Source organism: Flavobacterium sp. FG19 (assembly GCF_057809475.1).
In genome coordinates this window covers 126845-148461 of sequence record NZ_JBMDKA010000004.1, presented here as the reverse complement: position 1 = coordinate 148461, position 21617 = coordinate 126845, and the positions used below count along the sequence as shown (strand labels likewise).

The following is a 21617-nucleotide window of genomic DNA, read 5'->3' as shown; positions in this document are numbered from 1 at the left end:
CCCGAGTAAAACTCAGGATCTTCTGTTTATCTAATTACAATTTAAAGTCTAAAGAAGCAATAATGGCTTTTTCTTCATCGGTGGCTACGAATCCTGAAATATCCCAGTAGTTCGTCATGATTTTATTTTTCTTATTAAAAAGGGACTTCTCTTTAAAAACATCACTTTCCTTATAAGTAAAGTTCTGCCGGTTAAAAGCCGTTGTGGTGAAACTATTACGAACCTGGATTTTCTTTACCTGCTGGTCTTTCAAAATAAGGTCATACCCTATTTCTTCATTGGAACTCAGTAAATAATAATCTTCACCATCCTGCCTGTAATCTACCTTTATATACGACCTAGTAATATTTTTAGAGTTTACCGCCGTTTTTTCTTCTATTTTATCCAGGTTCTGAGGCGTAATGTCAATCGTAAATTCAACTATCAGCTTCTTCTCCGGATCGTAAATGATTTCAAAATTATCTATGGCTTCCTTGACTTTATCCAGAGGTGTAATTTTCATTACATAATAATCTTTATTCTTAGCATGACCTCTTATAATAAAATCATACTCTTTTTTTGCTTTTGGATCCAGCAGCGGTTCAAAATATTTAAAATCGGAGTAATTCTTCATGATATTATTCAAATCGTACCCTCTTAAATCGGCACTCACATCCGTTTCCAGCAGTCCGTACGATCTGTTTTGTTCTACCAAAAGAGTTGTAGAAGGTTTTCCTGAAAACTGAAAATTGACCAGTCCGTCATTATAATAGGAGTATTTATTATCCAGCATAAAAAACTCTCTTACATATACTTTCAGCCTGTAAGACGAAGCCAGTTTTTTGGCCGAATTGGAAACGATTTTCTGAAGGACTTTCTGCGGCGCCTGTTTCGACAATACAATTTCGTCCAGTTTCGTGTTTTTATTGTTCAGATAAACCACAAAATCATTCTCTTTTAGAGAAGCCCATCGAATCGTTACACTTTCATAATTGGTTTCGGAAACCTCAATATTAGAACCTCCGCTTAATACAAAAGTTACTTTACCGTCTTTATTAGACAACAGGATTTGTTTCGTTTTTAAAACCACAACCATTGCGTTTTCGACAGGAAGAAGTGTTTCTATATCCTTTACAACTATAGAATACTCTTCACTTTGTGCCCAAACACTTACCTGGTTAAGCAAAATGACAAATAAAAGTAGTAATCTCTTCATAGTGGTATTGTTATTTTTGCAACTAAAGTATTATTTTTTTAACAATAATGCAACTCTTAAAAAAATAAAACATTCGTTATCAACAAACTAACTTTCACAAATACCTGATATCAGGGACAAAAAAAATCCTGAGTTACTACTCAGGATCTATTTAATTTAAACAGGTATTCTTACTCATTATGCAGGAATGCCTGTCTTTCTAATAAAGTTTCTTCATCTTCTACGTGATTATCATCAGGTACACAACAATCAACAGGACAAACGGCAGCGCATTGAGGCTCGTCATGAAAACCTTTACACTCCGTACATTTTCCGGGAACAATATAATAGATTTCATCCGAAATTGGAGTCTGTGCTTCTTCAGCATCAATCTCCGTTCCGTCAGGTAAAACTATTGTTCCGTTTAGACTGGTTCCGTCTTTATATCTCCAGTCGTCTGCTCCTTCATATATTGCTGTATTCGGGCACTCTGGTTCGCAAGCCCCGCAATTAATACATTCGTCGGTTATAATTATTGCCATTGTTTTCTTCGTTACATGTTAAAGTTACAGGTTTTGGAAGCATAAAATTCTAAAGATTTTATTCTGCTTTGCCTTATAACGTAATATAGCTTATTTTTGTCGCAAAATTACAATCAAAACAATTCATAAGCAAACATTATGACATTAGAAACAAAAAAAAGTGTTTTTGTTGAATTAGGAAAATTTTTAAGTCAGTTTTCTGAAAACGGATCTGTGCCAAAATCTGACGTTTTATATAATGATCTCTTTTTTGATGATTTCGAAAAACTCATTCACCTGTCGCAGTCACATAATGGCTGGTATACTCCGGAACAGGTTTATTTTGCCGTTCGTTCCTGGGCACAGGCCCTGACGAAAGAAAATATTGAAAAATGGGTTTCAGCTTATGATTTTACGTCAAACCCAAAGGAACAAACTGTTGCTTTGATCCTTGCCGGAAATATTCCGCTCGTAGGTTTCCATGATTTTCTTTCGGTTCTTATTACCGGAAATAAAGCCTTGATCAAAACATCTTCAAACGATCAGCATTTACTGCCTTTTTTAGCCAAATATCTCATTGCTGTCGATGAAAATCTCAAAGACAAAATCACTTTTGCGGAAGGAAAACTGGAAAATTTTGATGCCGTAATCGCAACAGGAAGCAATAACACAGCCCGTTATTTTGAATATTATTTTAAAGACAAACCTTCTATAATAAGAAAAAACAGAAATTCGGCTGCCGTTTTAAACGGAAAAGAAACACAGGAAGAACTGGAAGCTTTAGGCGAAGATATTTTCAGGTATTTTGGATTGGGATGCCGTAATGTTTCCAAAATTTTTATACCAAAAGGTTATTCATTTGAGGCGTTTTTTCAGGCTGTTTTCAAATATCAGGATGTGATACAATATGAAAAATATGCGAACAATTACGATTACAACAAAGCGGTATTTTTAATGAGTAATTTTAAACTCATTGACAATAACTTTCTTACTTTAAAAGAAGATGCAAGCTACGCTTCTCCTATCTCAAGTGTCTTCTATGAATACTATGAAAATCTGGAAGACTTACAATCGCGTCTTGAAACCGATAGCGATCAAATTCAGTGTATCGTAAGCAGCAATTTAATCAAAAATAGTATTGCCTTTGGCCAAACTCAAAATCCGCAATTGTGGGATTACGCAGATAACGTTGATACTATAACGTTTTTGTTAACAACAAAGTAAAAAATTGTTTAATTATTTCGAATTATTTATCGCTTTTTCAGCTCCTATTACCGAAATTTGCATCTTTAAAATTTTCGACTATTAACAACAACCATGAAAAAACACAACTACAGCGCAGGACCTAGTATTTTACCTCAGGAAGTTTTTGAGAAGGCATCAAAAGCAGTTTTAAATTTTAACGATTCAGGATTATCTATTCTTGAAATTTCGCACCGAAGCAAAGATTTTGTGGCTGTTATGGATGAAGCTCGTTCGCTGGCTTTAGAATTATTAGGACTTCAAGGGAAAGGATACCAGGCCTTATTTTTACAGGGTGGTGCCAGTACTGCATTCTTAATGGCTCCCTATAACTTAATGAAAGAAAACGGAAAAGCGGCTTACTTAGATTCAGGAACGTGGGCAACTGCGGCAATCAAAGAAGCGAAACTTTTCGGTGAAACTGTTGTCGTAGCTTCTTCAAAAGAAGACAATTATACTTATGTTCCAAAAGGTTACGAAATTCCGGCCGATGCTGATTATTTCCACTGCACCAGTAACAATACCATCTTTGGAACACAAATGCAGGAATTCCCGTCGACTAACATTCCGGTAGTCTGCGACATGAGTTCTGATATTTTTTCACGTGTACTGGATTTCTCCAAATTCGATATTATCTATGCCGGAGCTCAAAAAAATATGGGACCTGCAGGAACTACTTTAGTAGTAGTAAAAGAAGAAATCTTAGGTAAAAACGGAAGAACAATTCCTAGTATGTTAGATTACTCTAAACATATTAAAGCAGACAGTATGTACAATACACCATCTGTTTTTGCTGTTTATGTTTCTCTTTTAACCCTGCAATGGATTAAAGAAAAAGGAGGAATCGCTGCTGTTGAAAAACTAAACAACGCAAAAGCGGAATTACTTTACAATGAAATCGACAGAAACCCATTGTTTAAAGGGGCTGCCAAAGTTGAAGACCGTTCTAAAATGAACGTTACTTTCTTATTAAACAACCCTGATCATACAGAAACTTTTGACGCTTTATGGAAAGCTGCCGGAATTTCAGGATTACCAGGGCACCGTTCCGTAGGCGGTTACAGAGCTTCTATTTACAATGCTATGCCAATCGAAAGCGTTCAGGTATTAGTAGATGTAATGAAAGATTTAGAAACAAAAATTTAAAAATTAAAAGATTGAATGATTTAAAGATTTAGTACATCTCTGTCATTTTATCCAATCAAACAATTCAGATTGAATATTTTAATTATTAAATTTTTTCAATCTTTAAATATCACAAAAAATGAAAGTATTAGCAAATGACGGAATTTCTAAAAGCGGAATTCTGGCCTTAGAAAAAGGAGGATTTGAAGTTATCACTACAAAAGTAGCTCAGGAACAAGTAGCTAATTATATAAACGAAAACAATGTTGACGTAATTTTAGTGCGCAGTGCAACTAAGGTTCGTAAAGATATCATCGACGCTTGTCCTGGTATCAAAATCATCGGACGTGGTGGTGTTGGTATGGACAACATTGATGTGGATTATGCTAAAAGCAAAGGAATCCATGTAATTAACACTCCGGCTTCTTCATCAGAATCTGTGGCGGAGTTGGTATTTGGACATTTATTTTCCGGTGTTCGTTTCTTACACGATTCTAACAGAAATATGCCTCTTGAAGGAGATTCAAACTTTGACGGTCTGAAAAAAGCGTACGCTAACGGAACTGAATTAAGAGGAAAAACTCTTGGTATTGTGGGTATCGGACGTATTGGACAGGCTACAGCAAAAATGGCGCTTGGACTTGGTATGAAGGTTATCGCTGCTGATAGTTTTATTCCGCAGGTTGACGTAAAAGTTGAGTTTTTCGACGGGCAGTCTGTTACCACTACTATCGTTTCACAATCTTTAGAATCTTTATTTAAAGAAGCAGATTTCATTACCTTACACGTTCCTGCTCAGGATGGTTACATCATTGGCGAAAAAGAACTTGCAATCATGAAAGATGGTGTTGGAATCGTAAACTGTGCCCGTGGCGGTGTAATCGACGAAGTAGCTTTAGTAAAAGCTTTAGACTCAGGAAAAGTAGCTTTTGCAGGTTTAGACGTTTTTGAAAACGAACCAAAACCGGAAATGGCTATTTTAATGCACTCTAAAATCTCTTTGACACCTCATATTGGAGCTGCTACAGGAGAAGCACAAGACAGAATTGGTACTGAATTAGCTTCACAGATTATTACTTTGTTAAGCTAACAAACTATAATTAAATAATTTAGAAGGGATTTATTAACACTGATTAATAAATCCCTTTCTTTTTTTAATTAAATTTGATATTCTAATCCATAAATCTCTTAACCATGTTTGAACAATTAACCCAATTAGTACAGCAATACGGAGGCGATGCAGTTGTAAACAACAGCGCTGTCCCAAACGAACATAACGAAGCAGTTATAAACGAAACCGGCAGTTCTATTTTTGAAGGTTTAAAAAAAATTGCCTCAGAAGGCGGAGGTGAACAATTAGCCGGTTTATTTAACGGAAATTCGCCCATAGACAGTTCTAATCCTGTCGTACAGCAGATTTCCCAGCAGTTAAGCGGTACTTTAGGCGAGAAATTTGGTTTAAACAGTACCGATTCTTCAGGAGTAGCGTCAAACATGATTCCACAGATTTTAAATTCATTGGTAAACAAAGCCAAAGATCCTAACGACAGTAGTTTTCAAATCTCGGATATTATCAATTCGATTTCAGGAAACAGCGGACAGGCATCTGGGATTATGGATACGATTTCAAAATACGGAGTCCAGTTCGGTCTTGACCAAAACAACGACGGAAAACTGGACGTAACTGATGTACTGGTGGTAACCAAAAGCAAAGGCGGTATTGCCGGATTTATCGGAAAATTATTTGGAAGTAAATAATCATAGAGTGACAAAGGTTCATAGTTGCAAAGGCTCAAAGGCTTAAACCATTTTAAGAAATGTTCTAAAAACAGATTGCAGTGCAATCTGTTTTTTTATGAACTAAAAAAACGCCGCCAACCTCTGAACCTCTGAACCTCTGAACCTTCACAAGAACCTCTTTACAAACTGTTAAATAGCAGCACCTTTCTGTCATTTATTTGTACTTTTAAGCATCAAAAGCATACGTCATGAAAAAATGCCTTTCCATACTAGCCCTTCTGTCTGTAATTATAGCCTGTTCTACTGCATCGCAGAATATTGCCGGAACGGCTAAATCCTCCGGGACAGGCAGTGACACGATCCGTATTGCTAATGATTCTCTGGAATATGAAGTTATCATAATTGATAACGGATTCAATTACTGGCTTGCTTCAAGAGCTCTTCCCAGAGGATACTATTCTCTTCCTTATCTCGAAAATAAAAATTATCTGTATGTAACAGAATGGAACAACAGAGTCAGACAACCTCAGGTTTACAACCCGGGTTTATACGAAATGCTGATCGATTATCGTCCGGAAATTCATTATGGGTATGAAGTAAATTACTTAATTTATAATTATATGATTTATTTTCAAAATACTTACAAACAAAAGCTCTGGGGTAATGTTCCTTCAAGATAATATACTATATTTGTAATCATTACAAATAACAATGGAGAGATTAAAGAAACGCTGGGGAATTACCTCCAATTTACAAGCCATCATCATACTTACCGTTTTTGCCATTACCGGATCGGCATCGGCCTGGCTGTCTAAACCTTTCTGCGTTTGGCTGGGCATTACCAAAGAAGATTTTGGAGGCTGGTTTACTTTAATTCGTCTTATTATAATTTTCCCGATTTATCAGGTTTTATTAGTAGCAATCGGAACTGTTTTCGGGCAGTTTAAATTCTTTTGGAACTTCGAAAAGAAAATGCTTAAAAACATGGGACTTGGTTTTTTATTTAAAGACTAAATTTCTCCCGTTCACATAATACTGTTGGTTTTCCATAGTATTTTCTTTTTTTACCCTTTTTCTTCACCACACACCAAAAAAAGTTTTAATACAATAAAAAAGAAAAGGTCTGTTTCATTTTAAGAACAGACCTTCTTATGTTTTTAATCAAAATTATTAGACTGCCTGCTAAAGAAATAAGTATAAATCCAGGTAAGGGTAAAGGACGGAATCACATCTGTAAACGGGATTACCTCCTCAATAAAAGTCAGCACGCTGGCCACCTTTCCTACTCTTCCTTTATACATTCTGCTCATAATAATAGCGGCAATGGGAGCCCAGATCACATCTGAAAACTCACCAAGCAGCGGAACCGAAAAAGAAATCATACCAATTCCGTCCAGAATCAGACCTATCAGTAATTTTGACATTCTGTTATCGTCTACAACTTTTAAATCCTGCATCTTAAGTTTTATTTGAGTTTATTCGAAATTAAAAATAATTCACGAAAGTTGTTTTATTTCATTATTAAATTTAATTTCTTAATTGCCATATTTTTAGTTCTTTTTTGTCACAGCAAATAACGCTCCAAAATCGCCGTCGGTCTGCAGCCAGTTTTGCGACGGAAGATACACCCTGGATACAAAGCCATCCAGATAAAGCGCATTTTTACAGCCTAAACTTTTAAAATAATTCGCAAAATCATAGAAATTTATTCCCTTTTTGGACAATACAAAAACGACATTTCCATCTGGCAGAATCCCTACTCCGTTTCTGATGTTTGTGTTTTTAGAACCTTCTTTAAAAGCAGAATGTATATGACCATCTATAACCAGCATGGGGCCGGATTGTGTCGCAAATTCAATTTCCTTATTAATCCTGAATTTTTCTGTTGTACAAATCTCAGCCGTTTTTTTAGCCGTAATAAAAAACACCCCATTTGGTTTTAGATAAAAATTCCCATCGGCGCTGGCAGTATCTAATGGAACTAACATTTTTTGCTTTTCGATATAAAGTCCCTGAGGAGAACGATCTGTTTTATACATTCCGGCATTCATTACAAAATCTAATTTTAAATGCTGTGCCGCTGACCAGAGCCTGAAATTTTCTATACTCCCAAACCGTTTTCCTTTTTCATCTTTCCAAAACAAGCCCAGATTTTGTTTTTTAACATCTACTTTATACGTTAAAAACAAATCCTCTGAATAGTGTCCGGCACTGATAAAAGCAAGTCCAGCTCCTGTTAAAAATACAAACAGAACTATTTTTAATTTCATTTTTCTAATTATTAAATGACTAAAAGCAAACGCAAGTTACTTCATAAAATTCTGTTATAACTCATTTTTATATCGGCAGATTCTTCGTTTCTTTGTAAAAACAGTTTCACTCAATGATACACGCAAAAAACATACATAAATTCTACGACAAACTTGAAGTTTTAAAAGGAGTTGATTTACATATAAAGAAAGGCGAAATTGTTTCGATTGTAGGAGCTTCCGGAGCGGGAAAAACAACTTTACTGCAAATACTGGGTACTCTGGACAAACCTGAAAGAAATTCTGATTCTTCCCTGACTATAAACGGAAAAAACATACTGGCGCTTCAGGATATTGAAACAGATACTTCAAAACAGGAAAAGACATTTAAAATCATAACCTGGACGGGTTCTCTTTACACCATACTTCTTGTTGTTTTTTTAGTATTCTTCAAAACCAAAATATTCGACGATACACTTCGATACATCGTAAGCGGAGTTTTGCTTTTACCTGTTTTTTTAATGCTGGTATATTACAGCCGGTATTTTAAAAAGAAAAGCAGACAGGATAAAACACTATCTGAATTCAGAAATTTAAACCTTGGTTTTATTTTTCAGTTCCATCAGCTTCTTCCGGAATTTACGGCTTTAGAAAATGTTTGTATTCCTGCTTTTATGGCCAATAAACCCAAAGCTCAAACTGAAAAAGAAGCCAGAAAAATATTAGAATATCTGGGATTATCCCACAGAATAGATCACAAACCCAATGAACTTTCGGGCGGTGAACAGCAGCGTGTTGCCGTTGCAAGGGCTTTAATAAACAAACCCGATGTAATTTTTGCCGATGAACCCTCCGGAAATCTGGATACTCATTCTGCCGAAAATTTACACCAGCTCTTTTTCCAGCTTCGTGACGAGTTTGGACAGACCTTTGTCATCGTAACACATAATGAAGAATTAGCCAATATGGCCGACAGAAAATTAGTGATGGTCGACGGTCAGATTAGTAATTAAAGAGTTAGAAGCTGTTCCTGCTCTATGCTATTGCCCGACAAATAAAACCACGACTAAAAAGCTTTGTTTTTCTAAATCGGGAGATGCCGTTCCATCAGGGGTAAAGTATTCTAATACATTAAGAAGATTTCATTTAAAATGAACCAAAAAGAACTCAAAGAATTTCTCGACGAGAAAGTGATCCAATATAACAATCAGGACTTTATTGAAAGCGATCCTGTGCAGATTCCGCATCTTTTTACCCAAAAAGAAGACATCGAAATTGCCGGTTTTTTAAGTGCTTCTATTGCCTGGGGGAATCGCAAAATGATTATTAAAAATTCGCATAAAATGATGGAATTAATGGGCAGTGCACCTTACGATTTTGTCATGTCCCACACAGAAGAAAATCTGGCTGACTTAGAAACTTTTGTGCATCGGACTTTTAACGGAAAAGATCTTGGAGGTTTTATCAAAGGACTGCAGCATATATACAAAAACCACAACGGACTCGAATCTGTCTTTGCCAAAAATAAGGAAAAAGACAGTCTGCAGAAAAGCATAAGCGAATTTAAAAAAATCTTTTTTGAGATTGATCATTTACCCAGAACCCAGAAACACATTTCGGACCCGCTGAATAATTCGGCTGCCAAACGTATCAACATGTACCTGCGCTGGATGGTGCGTCAGGATGCCAAAGGAGTCGATTTAGGAATCTGGAAATCAATTTCACCTGCGGTACTATCCTGTCCGCTCGACGTACATTCCGGAAATGTAGCCCGAAAACTGGGAATTTTAGAACGTAAACAAAACGATGCCAAAGCACTGGCCGAATTAGACCGTAAACTTCGCGAAATGGATGCTTCCGATCCGGTAAAATACGATTTTGCTTTGTTTGGTCTGGGCGTTTTTGAGGGATTTTAACTCTGAAAACAAACACATTAACCTATCATTTTATTAGAAGATTCGAAATTCTTAGTGATCTAACGGTCATTTTAATGTACATTTGCAAAAATTTTTAAGCAGATGAGCACTTTCGAAAAATTCAATCTTCCAAAATCATTACAAAAAGCTATTGACGAAATAGGTTTGGTCACTCCTACTCCTATTCAGGAAAAATCTTTCTCTGTAATCATGTCTGGACGTGATATGATTGGAATTGCACAAACCGGAACCGGTAAAACATTTGCGTATTTACTCCCGCTTTTTAAATTATACAAATTCACCAATACTAATACGCCCAAAATCGTAATCCTGGTGCCAACCCGTGAATTAGTAGTTCAGGTAGTAGAGGAAATTGAAAAACTGACAAAATACATGTCAGTTAAAATACTTGGAATTTACGGTGGTGTTAACATCAACACACAAAAGAAAGCTGTTTACGAAGGTGTTGACGTTTTAGTAGGCACACCGGGACGTACTATGGATCTGGCTTTGGATGCGGTTGTACGTTTTGATGAAACACAAAAACTGGTAATTGACGAGTTTGACGAAATGCTGAACCTGGGATTCAGACCACAGCTGACTTCACTTTTTGCAATGATGAAAACCAAACGTCAGAACATTTTGTTCTCTGCAACTATGACGGATGAAGTAGACGAGATCTTAAATGATTATTTTGATTTTCCGGAAGAAGTGACATTGGCACCTTCAGGAACTCCTCTTGAAAAAATTACACAGATTACTTACAATGTTCCGAATTTCAATACCAAAGTAAATCTTTTAAAATATTTACTGGAAACCAATGAAAATATGAATCGTATTTTGGTTTTCGTGAACAACAAAAAGATTTCAGATATGCTTTTCAATCGTATTGATGAACTTTTTGAAGGACAATTTGGTGTTATTCATTCCAACAAATCTCAAAACTATCGTTTGAGTACTATGGCCGAATTTCAGGAAGGAAATCTTAGAGGTCTTATTACAACCGATGTTATGGCAAGAGGTTTGGACATTTCAAATATTACACATGTAATTAACTTCGAACTTCCTGAAGAACCTGAACTATACATGCACAGAATTGGCCGTACAGGCCGTGCAGATACCACCGGAACTGCTATTAGTTTTGTTTCTCCCAGAGAAGAAGAATTCAAAATTGCGACAGAACTTTTAATGGATCAGGAACTTGAAATCGCTGATTTTCCTGAAGAAGTTGAAATTTCAGAAAAGCTAATTGAAGCTGAAAAAGACAAATTGCCGAGAAAATTTTTATTGAAAAAACCGAAACTGGAAGGTGAAGGTGCTTTTCATGAAAAATCAAAAAAGAACCAAAAAATCAATTTGGGAGGCCCTTCCAAAACCAAAAAGAAAACGCATGGTTCTGTTAACAGAAATATGCTGAAAACAAGAAATAAAAAGAAGAAAGACGGTAAATAAAATAGTCGCGGTTTGCAGTCACAGTATCCAGTACATTAAAACTGAGAACTGTGACTGAGACTGCGACTGAAAACTATATCTTCGTAAATACAAGCCCTACCGGCGAACACAACTGGATTCGTTTTCCTGTATCCGTCAGTTGACCTGTTGTACTGTCTCTTTTAAAAATTACAATATCATTGGTATACTGATGTCCTACTAATACATAGTTCCCGGTTGGATCAATAGCAAAATCCCTCGGACCTTTACCCTGTGTAATTACCTGCTCTACCTGTTCGATCACACCTGTTTTAAGAATTTTATAAACCGTAATCGAATTAGCGTCTACACGATCTGTAACATATAAAAAGTTTCCGTCAGGAGAAATTTTTATCGCGGCCGCGCCTGTTCCGCCTTTAAATCCTTTTGGAAGAATACTGGTTTCGCCAATCACTTTCAATGTCGCGGTTTTAGCATCATAGCTAAAAGTGGTTAATGTAGCATCCAGTTCCTGAATCAAATACACAAACTTGCCGTCTTTACTAAAAGTTAAGTGTCTTGGTCCGCTTCCCGGTTTTACATCCACACTCCCTTTTAAAGTTAGTATTTCATTTTTAGAAACCGGATTGTACTTATAAATAAAAACTTTATCCAATCCTAAATCGTTAACCAAAACAAATTTTTTATCCGGAGAAAAAGCTACCATATGTACATGCGCTTTTTCCTGACGCGCCGCATTTGGTCCTTTTCCTGAATGCTGAATTAACTGCTGAACTTCAGAAATACTGCCATCCGGGTTTTTCTTGTACACGACAATACTTCCTCCGGAATAATTAGCTGCAATTACATTTTTATCATCATTGATCAAATGACAAGGATCAGCTCCCAAAGCATCATTTTTGTTTAAAAGCGTGATTTGTCCTGAAGGAGCATCATAATTAAAAGCACTTACCGTACTGTGATCGCCGTTTTCATTTACAGCATAAATAAATTTATTATCCGCCGAAACCGATAAATAACTAGGACTCACTACGCTTTCTGATGATTTTTTTAGTTTAAAATCGCCTGAATTGGAATCAAATTCATAAACGTAAATTCCGTTACTCTGGCATGTATTGGTATAGGTGCCCACTAAAAGATTAAATTTATTCTGAGCCTTTGCAGTTGTGACTGCCAAAGCCGAAAATAGTATCAGATATATTTTTTTCATAGTTTGTTTTTTTTGAATTCGCTAAAATAAGGAATAATATCTCTCTGAAACAGTTTCTTTGTTACAAAAGAAATTACAAAAGTTACATTTTTTTGTTGTTTTCTGAACCTTATAAGTTATATAAGTTCATTTTAGTTTTGCTGTTTAAATACTCTCGAATATCAAATGCAGCCGGTAATTCTTAGTATATTACTTGCTGGAATTTAATCCCCTGAATTATTTAAGTTTCGCTTATAATCTCTTACAGGAAGTTATGTGCTTTAAAATAACTCCTCAATATATAATCCACAATCTCTTAACGGAACCTATAGGGTATAAATAATTTAATTTGTATTTTTGAACCTGCATCTTCGCGAAAAATAAAACGTAGCGAAGTAAATCAAAGCCAGAATGCATTTTAAACATCCCGAAATTCTATATTTTCTGTTTTTGCTGATTGTTCCAATTTTGGTTCATTTGTTTCAATTAAGACGTTTTAAAACTTCTTATTTTACCAACGTTCGCTTTCTGAAAGAACTTGCCATTCAGACCCGAAAAAGCTCTAAAATCAAAAAACGATTGCTGCTCGCAACACGTTTATTACTGCTTGCCTGCGCCGTTATTGCGTTTGCCCAGCCTTTTTTTGAAGCCAAAGACAGTAAAAATGCCGCCAACGAAATGTATATCATTCTTGATAATTCCTTTAGTATGCAGGCCAAAGGCAAAAAAGGGGAATTGTTAAAACGTGCCGTTCAGGAATTACTGGAAAACACTCCTGAAAACACTTCTTTTTCGCTTCTTACCAATACCGAAAACTTCTGGAACACGGATATTAAATCTTCTAAAAGCGCTTTACAGAACTTAAAATACAGTGCCGTACCGTTTGAACTTTCGTCGATTATGGCTAAAGTAAAAGCGCATAAATCTGCCCATAAAAAAGATATTGTCATTATTACAGATGCTGTTGGTTTAAAAGAAAACGATATTAAAAATATCGACCCGACAGAAAAACCGTATTTCATTATTCCTGAAGCAGAACAGAAAAACAATATTTCTATTGACAGCGTTTACATTCAGCAGACTTTGGAAAATTTCTACGAGATCAGTGTAGATTTATCGGCTTATGGCGACGATTTTAAACCGGTTTCTACTGCTCTTTACAATCAAAACAAACTAATTGCCAAAACGATCCTGAATTTTGATTCGAAGAAAAAGAAAATCAACTTTACCATTCCCAAAGAAGCTTTTCATGGTTATGTTTCCATTGAAGACAACGGACTTGCTTATGATAACAAATTGTATTTCAGTATTTCCAAAAACAAAAAAACAAATGTAATCAGTATTGGTGAACCGGAAAAAAGCAATTTTTTGGCGAGGATTTATACTGCTGCAGAATTCAATTATAACAATTACGCCATCAGCTCACTGGACTACAACAGTCTCGAAAAACAAAACACCATCATTCTTAATGAGCTGGCTGAGATTCCACAGGCTTTACAAACTACTTTAAAAGCATTTGTTTCCAAAGGAGGCAGTCTCGTAGTTATTCCATCTGAGAAAAGTTCGGTTTCCAATTTAAACTCCTTTTTGGGTAATTTTGGAAAAATTCAGTTTAATGCCTTAAAAACCGGAAGCAGACTCATTACCAAAATCAACTTTGATCATCCGTTGTTTTCGGGTGTTTTTGAAAATAAAATCACGAATTTCCAATATCCTAAAACCAACAGTTCATTTGACATCTCAAGCCCGTATCCGGCTGTCTTGTCTTATGAAGACCAAAGTGCTTTTGTTATGGCAGTTCAAAATCCAACAGGCGGAATCACCGTTTTTTCGGCTCCAATAAATACTGCAAATTCTAATTTCCAGCAGTCGCCTTTAATTGTTCCTTTGTTTTACAAAATAGCACAGAACAACCAAAAAACAGGTATCAATGCCCTGACAATTGGAAATAACCAGCCTTATTTTGCTGATGTTTTACTCACAAAAGACGCCATACTGGAAGTAAAAGGTACAGAGGATTCCTTTATTCCCGTTCAGCAGATTATGAACAACAAGGTAAAACTAACCTTTAATGATTTCCCGGAAACAGCAGGAAATTACAGTATTTTTGATAAGAAAGAATGGGTCGAAAACCTAAGCTTTAATTACAAAAGAACCGAAAGCGATTTAAGCCAGGTAAACACGAATGTAGTTTCTGATTTTAAAACCTCAGATACCATTTCAACTATTTTTAATACCCTGCAGACCGAAAGAACTGACAGTCAGATTTGGAAATGGTTTGTTATCTTTGCACTGTTATTTTTAGCATTAGAAATGGCAATTATAAAATTTGTCAAGTAGTTTTTACCATTAAGGCATTAAGAGAATTAAGCTTTTCCTCTATTAACTTAATTTCTTCATGGTTTAAGAAAATTAAGCTCTACTGTTTTTAAAATAATTTTTAGTGTTTCAATAAAAATAAATTTCTCTACATATGAAAATACTCATCAAAAGCGCCAAAATTATCGACTCTAAAAGTCCGTTTCATAACCAGACCGTTGATCTTTTAATTGCCGATGGGATTATAGAAAAAATAGGAGTTTCACTTCCTAATGACGATGCTGAAGTCGTACGATTTGATAATCTTCATGTTTCTCAAGGCTGGTTTGACAGCAGTGTTTCACTGGGTGAACCGGGTTTTGAAGACAGGGAAAACATCTCAAACGGATTGCATACAGCTGCCAAAAGCGGTTTTACAGCAATTGGTTTACAGCCTAATTCCTTTCCTGTTATCGACAATCAGTCTCAGGTAAATTTTGTAAAAAACAAAGCAAACGGTTCGGCTGTTGAGATTTTCCCGATTGGTGCTTTAACCAAAGCCAGCGAAGGAAAAGATATGGCAGAACTTTACGATATGAAAAAAGCCGGAGCCATTGCTTTTGGAGACTACAATAAAAGTATCGATAATGCCAATATCCTGAAAATCGCTTTACAATATGTACAGGATTTTGACGGACTGGTAATTGCTTACTCTCAGGATCCGAATATTAAAGGAAACGGTGTTGCCAACGAAGGAATTGTTTCTACAAGATTAGGTTTAAAAGGTATCCCTAATCTAGCCGAAGAACTGCAGATTTCGAGAAACTTATTTTTACTGGAATACACAGGCGGAAAACTTCACATTCCCACTATCTCTACTGCCCGGTCTGTTGAATTAATCAGAGAAGCGAAAGCAAAAGGCTTACCTATCACCTGCAGTGCTTCTGTACATCATTTAGTTTTAACCGATGAAAAACTGGACGGATTTGATACCCGTTTCAAAGTTACGCCGCCATTGCGTACCGAAGTAGACAGACAGGCATTGCTAAACGGAATCGCAGACGGAACCATCGACATGATTACTTCTGACCACAACCCAATCGATATTGAATTCAAAAAAATGGAATTTGATACCGCTAAAAATGGAACCATTGGTTTAGAAAGTGCATTTGGAGCTTTATTAACTGTTTTGCCAGTTGAAACAGTTGTAGCCAAATTAACTTCAGCGAGAAACGTTTTTGGCTTAGAAAGCAATACAATTGAAGAAGGGGCAAAAGCCAATTTTACTTTATTTACAACAGAAGGAAAATCAACTTTTACGAAAGAAAACATCCTTTCAAAATCTAAAAATTCTGCTTTCCTTGGAACCGAAATTAAAGGCGCTGTTTACGGAATTCTAAATCAAAATCAACTTGTTACCCAATAATACAATGAACAACACAGTCGAAGAAGGAAAATCAATTGCCATTACAAGCTACATTCTCATCATCGGGGTTTTAATTGCCATGTCGATGAATTCCGAAAATAAAAACAGTTTTGCTTCTTTTCATATCCGTCAGGCACTGGGTCTATCCCTAACTTTTATTTCCCTGGGAGCTATCATCAGTAATTTTGACAGTTTTTTTATCACCTTCCCTATGTGGATCTGTATTTCAATTCTCTGGACTTTTGGTATTTTCAATGCTATTCAGGGACAAATGAGACCGATTCCGTTAGTTGGGAATTTATTTCAAAAATGGTTTAAAAAAATCGGATAGATTTTTAAATTTAAAAATTTAAAAAGTCAAAAACCTGATAAAACCTGATAAAGCCTGAGAAACAAAGGAAAACTCATAACTTATAACTCAAAACTCATAACTTTTCCTAAAAAATGAATCTGTCATTAGAATATAAAATAAGAGAACCAAAAGTAATTTTAGACAAGAATCCGCTTTTATTATTGTTACACGGATATGGAAGCAACGAAGCTGACTTATTCTCTTTTGCCTCTGAGCTTCCGGATAATTATTATGTAATTTCAGCAAGAGCGCCTTATGATTTACAATATGGTGCTTATGCCTGGTACGCCATTAATTTTGATGCCGACCAAAATAAATTTTCTGATAATGAGCAGGCTAAAACTTCAAGAGACATCATTGCTAATTTTATTGATGAATTAGCAGCAAATTATCCTATTGACGCTGACAATGTCACTTTAATCGGATTCAGTCAGGGATCTATTTTAAGTTACGCCACAGCGCTTTCTTATCCTGAAAAAATTCAGCGGGTTGTAGCCATGAGCGGTTATTTTAATGAAGAAATTATAAAAGAAGGTTTCGAAAATAACGACTTCAAAAACCTGAAAATATTTGCTTCGCACGGAACCGTTGATCAGGTTATTCCAGTTGAATGGGCCCGAAAAACTCCGGCAGTTTTAGAGAAACTAAATATTCCTCTTACCTATAAAGAATATCCTGTAGGGCACGGAGTTGCTCCTCAGAATTTCTTTGATTTTAAAAATTGGCTGATAAATTAGTGATCAGTGTTCAGTATTTTTAGTAATCAGTTGAAAAAAATCCAAGCGGCTGAACACTAAAAATACTGAACACTGAATACTAAAAACTATTCTCCAGTATAAATTATCTTCCCCTCTTTCTTCAAAACATAACCTTTCCAGGGAATCAATTCGAAATTATCTTTTTTCCAGGAATCGCCTTCAGATTTTCTTTCCAGAATAATAGATTCTTTTTGAGTATCTAAGAAAAGCTCTGCTTTATCTCCATCAAAAATTACATAAGAAACTGTAGAATATGTTTTTTTACCATCTTCAGCATGATTCAGTCTTGTGCTGTTTTCAAAAACTCTTATACATTCTTTTTTGAGCTTTGACCACGTATATCCCGCAGAAGCTTTACAACCATGATCATCAGCATCTGCTCCAACTAATACTTCTTTTTGAGGTTCTTTTAAAATCTGATTTCCATTTTCCTGAGATACCTTTTTAGCACAGGAAAAAATACTCACAATGATCAAAAACAAAAATATCCTTTTCATAATCCTAATAGTTTTAAACTGAACAAAAAAAAATAGGATTATAAAATCCTATTTTTGATATAACCAGGTTTGATTTACTTCAAAGGTAATGTTATCGTCGTTATCAACAAAGTATTTTAACAAGACTTCTCCCCAAAGTTCACCATTACTGTAATCTGCAATTATCCATCGGTGGTTTAAAATCTTTACTTTATTGATGATAAATTTGTTTGGTCCAATCTGATCCTGCCCGGTATAAGGATTCCCTTTTGCATCTGCATTATAGTCCAGTAATTTTTCTGTGACAACCGGAATCAGTTTTTCGTATAAAATTACTTTTCCTCCCGAAGCACTGTTATCAAAATAATTTTGGGCGTTTTCATTATGTTCCAGAGAAAAATAATCAGCTTCAGTCAGTTTATTGGATACAAGACTGATACTATCTCTTAGTTTTTTGGTAGTTTTCTCATATCTTTCCTTCTCAAATTTTACCTCACGGCTATAGAACATATAAGTAAAAACATTCATTAATATCGCCAGGATAAAAAGATAAAGCATTAAGGATTTTTTCATTTTGTGGTATAATTAAATTGTAATTTCTAAATTGTCATAGGCCAGAAAAACATTTTCAGGAAGTTGTTTCTGTACTTCTTCATGAAAACCTAAAACATGACTTATATGGGTTAGATATGCCTTTTCGGGTTTTACCAGATTAATAAAATCCAGCGCTTCCTGAAGGTTAAAATGGGTGTCATGAGGTTCAACACGAAGGGCATTGACCACCAAAACTTTTAATCCTTTCAGTTTTTCAATTTCATCGTTTTCAATTGTTTTTACATCTGTTAAATAGGCAAAATCATCGATACGATATCCAAAGACCTGCAAATCACCGTGCATGGCATTTATGGGAATTGCTACTTTATCGCCGACGGCAAAAGGTTTGTTATTTTCAACTTCGATTGTTTTTACACTTGGAGCGCCCGGATACTTATTTACGGTTTCAAAAACGTAATCAAAACGGCGTCTCAGATTTTCCAGAACTCTTTTGTGTCCGTAAACCGGAATTTCGCCCTGTCTGAAATTATACGGCCGGATATCATCTAAACCGGCGGTATGATCTGAATGTTCGTGTGTAAACAAAATGGCGTCGAGTTTACGGCAGCCGCAGGATAACATCTGCTGTCTGAAATCAGGGCCGCAATCGATTACAAATGAGTGCTCGTCCCACGTAATCCATATGGACACGCGGAGCCTTTTATCCTTAGCATCAGTGCTTTTGCAAACGGGATGATCGATTCCGATGATAGGAATGCCTTGAGAAGTACCTGTACCTAAAAAATAGACCTTCAATTGAACTTAATTTTTTTACAAAAATAGGATTATTTCTCTTTCATTAGAAGGCTAATTTACTAACTTTGTAACAAATCTATTTAAAATAAAATGGGTACAGAAATAAAACTCAAAGGTGACAAGGTCATCGAACAGATTCCCTCTATAAAAGACAAAGCTTTACGCATTAATTTAAACGAAAATATTTACGGAACATTTGCTGAAATTGGCGCTGGACAAGAGACTGTCAGACATTTTTTCAGATCCGGAGGTTCTTCGGGAACTATTGCAAAAGCAATGTCTGCCTATGATAAAGATTTTAGTGATGCCGTTTACGGAGCCGAAAACGACGGAAGATATGTTACCGAAGAGCGTTTAAAAAAAATGCTTACGCACGAAGGCCAGATCATCGAAGAGCGTTTAAGCAGAGAAAAACATCCTACCAAACTTTTCTTCAGCTACGCCAATACGGTAGCTACAATAGATTTTGCCAAACAATTTAAAGGACATGGCTGGGTTGGAATCCGTTATCAGATTGAACCAGACGAAGCTTATAACGAAATTATCCTCCACATCCGTTTTAAAGAAACCGATGCCCGATTACAACAGGAAACACTTGGAATATTAGGGGTTAACTTAATTTACGGTGCTTTTTACAAATACAACGATCCAAAACGTTTACTTCGTTATTTATACGATCATTTAGATAAAGATCAATTAGAGATTGATACCATCAACTTTTCAGGTCCTCGTTTTGCTGACGTTGATAACCGTTTGATGAGTTTACAGTTGGTTAAAAACGGAATGACTGATGCCGTAATGTTTAATCCGGAAGGAAAAAACATTCTGCCGGCAGCTATTTTGTACAAAAAGAACCTTTTAGCCTTAAGAGGAAGTTTCCGTCCGGTTACGAAAGTAAATATGGATATGTATGAGAAATCCTTAAAAATGTTTCTTCAGGAAAATAAGGTTGAAAAAAGCAATACACTGGTTGTTTTCGAAATTACACTTTCTAACCTGCGTTCTGATGGTGAAATTGACGAACGTGACTTTATGGACAGAGCCGAATTACTTTGTTCACTTGGACAGACCGTAATGATTTCAAATTTCCAGGAATACTATAAAGTTGTTGAATATTTTGCCAATTACACCAAAGCCCGTATGGGACTGGCAATGGGTGTAAATAACCTGGTGGATATTTTCGACGAGAAATATTACCGTCACTTAAGCGGAGGAATTCTGGAAGCATTCGGAAAATTATTCTACCGCGATATGAAAGTATTCTTATATCCAATGCTGGATGAAGACGGTACTTTAATGAACTCTAACAACCTAAAGGTACATCCAAGAATGAAAGAATTGTACAAATTCTTTAAATTCAACGGAAAAGTGGTTGATATTGAAGATTACGATCGTGATATTCTGGATGTGTTCTCCCGGGAAGTTCTAAAAATGATCAATCAGGGCAAAAAAGGCTGGGAACCAATGTTACCGTCCGGTATTGCAGAATTAATCAAAGAACACCATCTTTTTGGATACCATCCTCAGAAAGAACTGGAACAGAATATATAATACAAAAGCCTCCATATGGAGGCTTTTGTATTTTAACTTTCAGCCTCAGTTTTGCAAGACTGAAAACTGAAACTTAAAACTATTTCAGAATCTGTGAAGCGTGTTCTTTTGTTTTTACTTTTTCGATTACTTCTTCGATAATTCCTTTTTCATCTATTATGAAAGTAGTTCTGTGAATCCCATCGTATTCTTTTCCCATAAATTTCTTTGGTCCCCAAACTCCGAAAGCATTGATAACCGATTTATCTTCATCTGCAAGTAACGGAAAAGGAAACTCGTATTTGTCTTTAAATTTTAATTGTGCTTTCTGGCTGTCAGCACTTACTCCTAAAAGTTCATAGTTATTAGCTTTAAAACGCTCAAAATTATCTCTCAAATCACAAGCTTCTGCTGTACAGCCTGGTGTACTTGCTTTTGGATAAAAGAAAACTACTAGTTTTTTCCCTGCATAATCTGCCAGTTTATGTGTTTTTCCGTCCTGATCTGTTCCTGAAAAATTGGGCGCTTTATCTCCTGCTTTTAATGTTGTCATATGTTTTTAATTTTAGATTGTTGATTTTAGATTTTTTTTTAAGAATACAGAATAAAGAGTATAGATTCTAGACTTTTCCACTCTTAACGTATAACTTATTAACTTATAAATTTTTCATGCCCCGGATTGAAGTAAAAACCCCGGAATTGTGGTAGTTTACATTTTTTGTATTTAAAAAGCGACCAACGGAAGCTCTTTTAAATACTTAAAAATGTTACTAACACAATGAGGAGTTGAAACAAAAAGCCGGATTAGGCACATCATCAAAATTATACTATTTTTACGGG

22 protein-coding genes and 2 pseudogenes are annotated in these 21617 nt (G+C 35.6%); 15 read left to right on the top strand and 9 right to left on the bottom strand.

The genetic code is table 11. The features are described from left to right. Positions 1-34: 34 nt before the first annotated feature. Positions 35-1195, bottom strand: coding sequence for a hypothetical protein (locus ACODST_RS06000; protein WP_488931207.1), 1161 nt, complete (start codon positions 1193-1195; stop codon positions 35-37). A gap of 170 nt (positions 1196-1365) precedes the next feature. Next, complete coding sequence (locus ACODST_RS05995; RefSeq protein ID WP_488931206.1) at positions 1366-1716, bottom strand: 4Fe-4S dicluster domain-containing protein; 351 nt, start codon at positions 1714-1716, stop codon at positions 1366-1368. A 138-nt stretch (positions 1717-1854) separates the two neighbouring features. On the opposite strand from ACODST_RS05995, the gene ACODST_RS05990 reads away from it, so the two are divergent. The 6 genes from ACODST_RS05990 (at position 1855) to ACODST_RS05965 (ending at position 6816) form a co-directional block, all read left to right on the top strand. After that, the gene (locus tag ACODST_RS05990; protein ID WP_488931205.1) at positions 1855-2919 is read left to right on the top strand and encodes an acyl-CoA reductase; all 1065 of its coding nucleotides are present in this window, start codon (positions 1855-1857) and stop codon (positions 2917-2919) included. Positions 2920-3012: 93 nt separating this feature from the next. Further along, the gene (gene serC, locus ACODST_RS05985) at positions 3013-4083 is read left to right on the top strand and encodes a 3-phosphoserine/phosphohydroxythreonine transaminase (protein ID WP_488931204.1); all 1071 of its coding nucleotides are present in this window, start codon (positions 3013-3015) and stop codon (positions 4081-4083) included. A gap of 118 nt (positions 4084-4201) precedes the next feature. Continuing rightward, positions 4202-5152 (top strand): D-2-hydroxyacid dehydrogenase, encoded by a 951-nt coding sequence (locus tag ACODST_RS05980; RefSeq protein WP_488931203.1) that lies wholly within the window; start codon positions 4202-4204, stop codon positions 5150-5152. A 104-nt stretch (positions 5153-5256) separates the two neighbouring features. Further along, the gene (locus tag ACODST_RS05975; RefSeq protein WP_488931202.1) at positions 5257-5820 is read left to right on the top strand and encodes a hypothetical protein; all 564 of its coding nucleotides are present in this window, start codon (positions 5257-5259) and stop codon (positions 5818-5820) included. Between the two features lie 230 nt (positions 5821-6050). Next, positions 6051-6482, top strand: a complete 432-nt coding sequence (locus tag ACODST_RS05970) for a DUF6146 family protein (protein WP_488931201.1) — start codon at positions 6051-6053, stop codon at positions 6480-6482. A gap of 31 nt (positions 6483-6513) precedes the next feature. Then, positions 6514-6816, top strand: coding sequence for a DUF6787 family protein (locus ACODST_RS05965; protein ID WP_488931200.1), 303 nt, complete (start codon positions 6514-6516; stop codon positions 6814-6816). A 143-nt stretch (positions 6817-6959) separates the two neighbouring features. Here ACODST_RS05965 and ACODST_RS05960 read toward each other — a convergent pair whose 3' ends face one another. Further along, on the bottom strand, positions 6960-7259 hold the full coding sequence (locus tag ACODST_RS05960) for a hypothetical protein (RefSeq protein WP_488931199.1): 300 nt from the start codon (positions 7257-7259) through the stop codon (positions 6960-6962). 93 nt (positions 7260-7352) lie between these two features. Continuing rightward, positions 7353-8072, bottom strand: coding sequence for a phosphodiester glycosidase family protein (locus ACODST_RS05955; protein ID WP_488931198.1), 720 nt, complete (start codon positions 8070-8072; stop codon positions 7353-7355). A gap of 113 nt (positions 8073-8185) precedes the next feature. Here ACODST_RS05955 and ACODST_RS05950 point away from each other — a divergent pair. From ACODST_RS05950 to ACODST_RS05935, 4 genes and pseudogenes are all read left to right on the top strand, one after another. Beyond that, positions 8186-8398 (top strand): annotated as a pseudogene (locus tag ACODST_RS05950) (ATP-binding cassette domain-containing protein); the annotation flags it as partial. Positions 8399-8614: 216 nt separating this feature from the next. Beyond that, a pseudogene (locus tag ACODST_RS05945) lies at positions 8615-9064 on the top strand (ABC transporter ATP-binding protein); the annotation flags it as partial. Between the two features lie 138 nt (positions 9065-9202). Beyond that, complete coding sequence (locus tag ACODST_RS05940) at positions 9203-9967, top strand: TIGR02757 family protein (RefSeq protein ID WP_488931197.1); 765 nt, start codon at positions 9203-9205, stop codon at positions 9965-9967. A 102-nt stretch (positions 9968-10069) separates the two neighbouring features. Beyond that, a complete protein-coding gene (locus ACODST_RS05935) occupies positions 10070-11419 on the top strand; it encodes a DEAD/DEAH box helicase (RefSeq protein WP_488931196.1) in 1350 nt (449 codons plus the stop codon). A 73-nt stretch (positions 11420-11492) separates the two neighbouring features. Here the strand turns inward: ACODST_RS05935 and ACODST_RS05930 are convergent, their stop codons facing one another. Continuing rightward, a complete protein-coding gene (locus ACODST_RS05930) occupies positions 11493-12608 on the bottom strand; it encodes a lactonase family protein (protein ID WP_488931195.1) in 1116 nt (371 codons plus the stop codon). 390 nt (positions 12609-12998) lie between these two features. Here ACODST_RS05930 and ACODST_RS05925 point away from each other — a divergent pair, with 390 nt between their 5' ends. The 4 genes from ACODST_RS05925 (at position 12999) to ACODST_RS05910 (ending at position 17400) form a co-directional block, all read left to right on the top strand. Continuing rightward, positions 12999-14927: a BatA domain-containing protein gene (locus ACODST_RS05925; protein ID WP_488931194.1), complete on the top strand. Its 1929-nt coding sequence runs from the start codon at positions 12999-13001 to the stop codon at positions 14925-14927. Positions 14928-15060: 133 nt separating this feature from the next. Beyond that, positions 15061-16311, top strand: a complete 1251-nt coding sequence (locus ACODST_RS05920; RefSeq protein ID WP_488931193.1) for a dihydroorotase — start codon at positions 15061-15063, stop codon at positions 16309-16311. Between the two features lie 4 nt (positions 16312-16315). Beyond that, positions 16316-16642, top strand: a complete 327-nt coding sequence (locus tag ACODST_RS05915) for a hypothetical protein (protein ID WP_488931192.1) — start codon at positions 16316-16318, stop codon at positions 16640-16642. A gap of 113 nt (positions 16643-16755) precedes the next feature. Then, positions 16756-17400: an alpha/beta hydrolase gene (locus ACODST_RS05910; RefSeq protein ID WP_488931191.1), complete on the top strand. Its 645-nt coding sequence runs from the start codon at positions 16756-16758 to the stop codon at positions 17398-17400. Positions 17401-17486: 86 nt separating this feature from the next. Here ACODST_RS05910 and ACODST_RS05905 read toward each other — a convergent pair whose 3' ends face one another. From ACODST_RS05905 to ACODST_RS05895, 3 genes are read right to left on the bottom strand one after another with little or no spacing between them, the layout of a single operon-like run. After that, complete coding sequence (locus ACODST_RS05905) at positions 17487-17918, bottom strand: hypothetical protein (protein WP_488931190.1); 432 nt, start codon at positions 17916-17918, stop codon at positions 17487-17489. 48 nt (positions 17919-17966) lie between these two features. Then, on the bottom strand, positions 17967-18470 hold the full coding sequence (locus ACODST_RS05900; protein WP_488931189.1) for a hypothetical protein: 504 nt from the start codon (positions 18468-18470) through the stop codon (positions 17967-17969). Between the two features lie 12 nt (positions 18471-18482). Continuing rightward, positions 18483-19247 (bottom strand): MBL fold metallo-hydrolase, encoded by a 765-nt coding sequence (locus ACODST_RS05895; RefSeq protein ID WP_488931188.1) that lies wholly within the window; start codon positions 19245-19247, stop codon positions 18483-18485. A 90-nt stretch (positions 19248-19337) separates the two neighbouring features. Here ACODST_RS05895 and ACODST_RS05890 point away from each other — a divergent pair, with 90 nt between their 5' ends. Next, on the top strand, positions 19338-20798 hold the full coding sequence (locus tag ACODST_RS05890; protein WP_488931187.1) for a TonB-dependent receptor: 1461 nt from the start codon (positions 19338-19340) through the stop codon (positions 20796-20798). Between the two features lie 79 nt (positions 20799-20877). Here ACODST_RS05890 and bcp read toward each other — a convergent pair whose 3' ends face one another. Next, complete coding sequence (bcp, locus tag ACODST_RS05885) at positions 20878-21330, bottom strand: thioredoxin-dependent thiol peroxidase (protein WP_488931186.1); 453 nt, start codon at positions 21328-21330, stop codon at positions 20878-20880. Positions 21331-21617 lie beyond the last annotated feature (287 nt).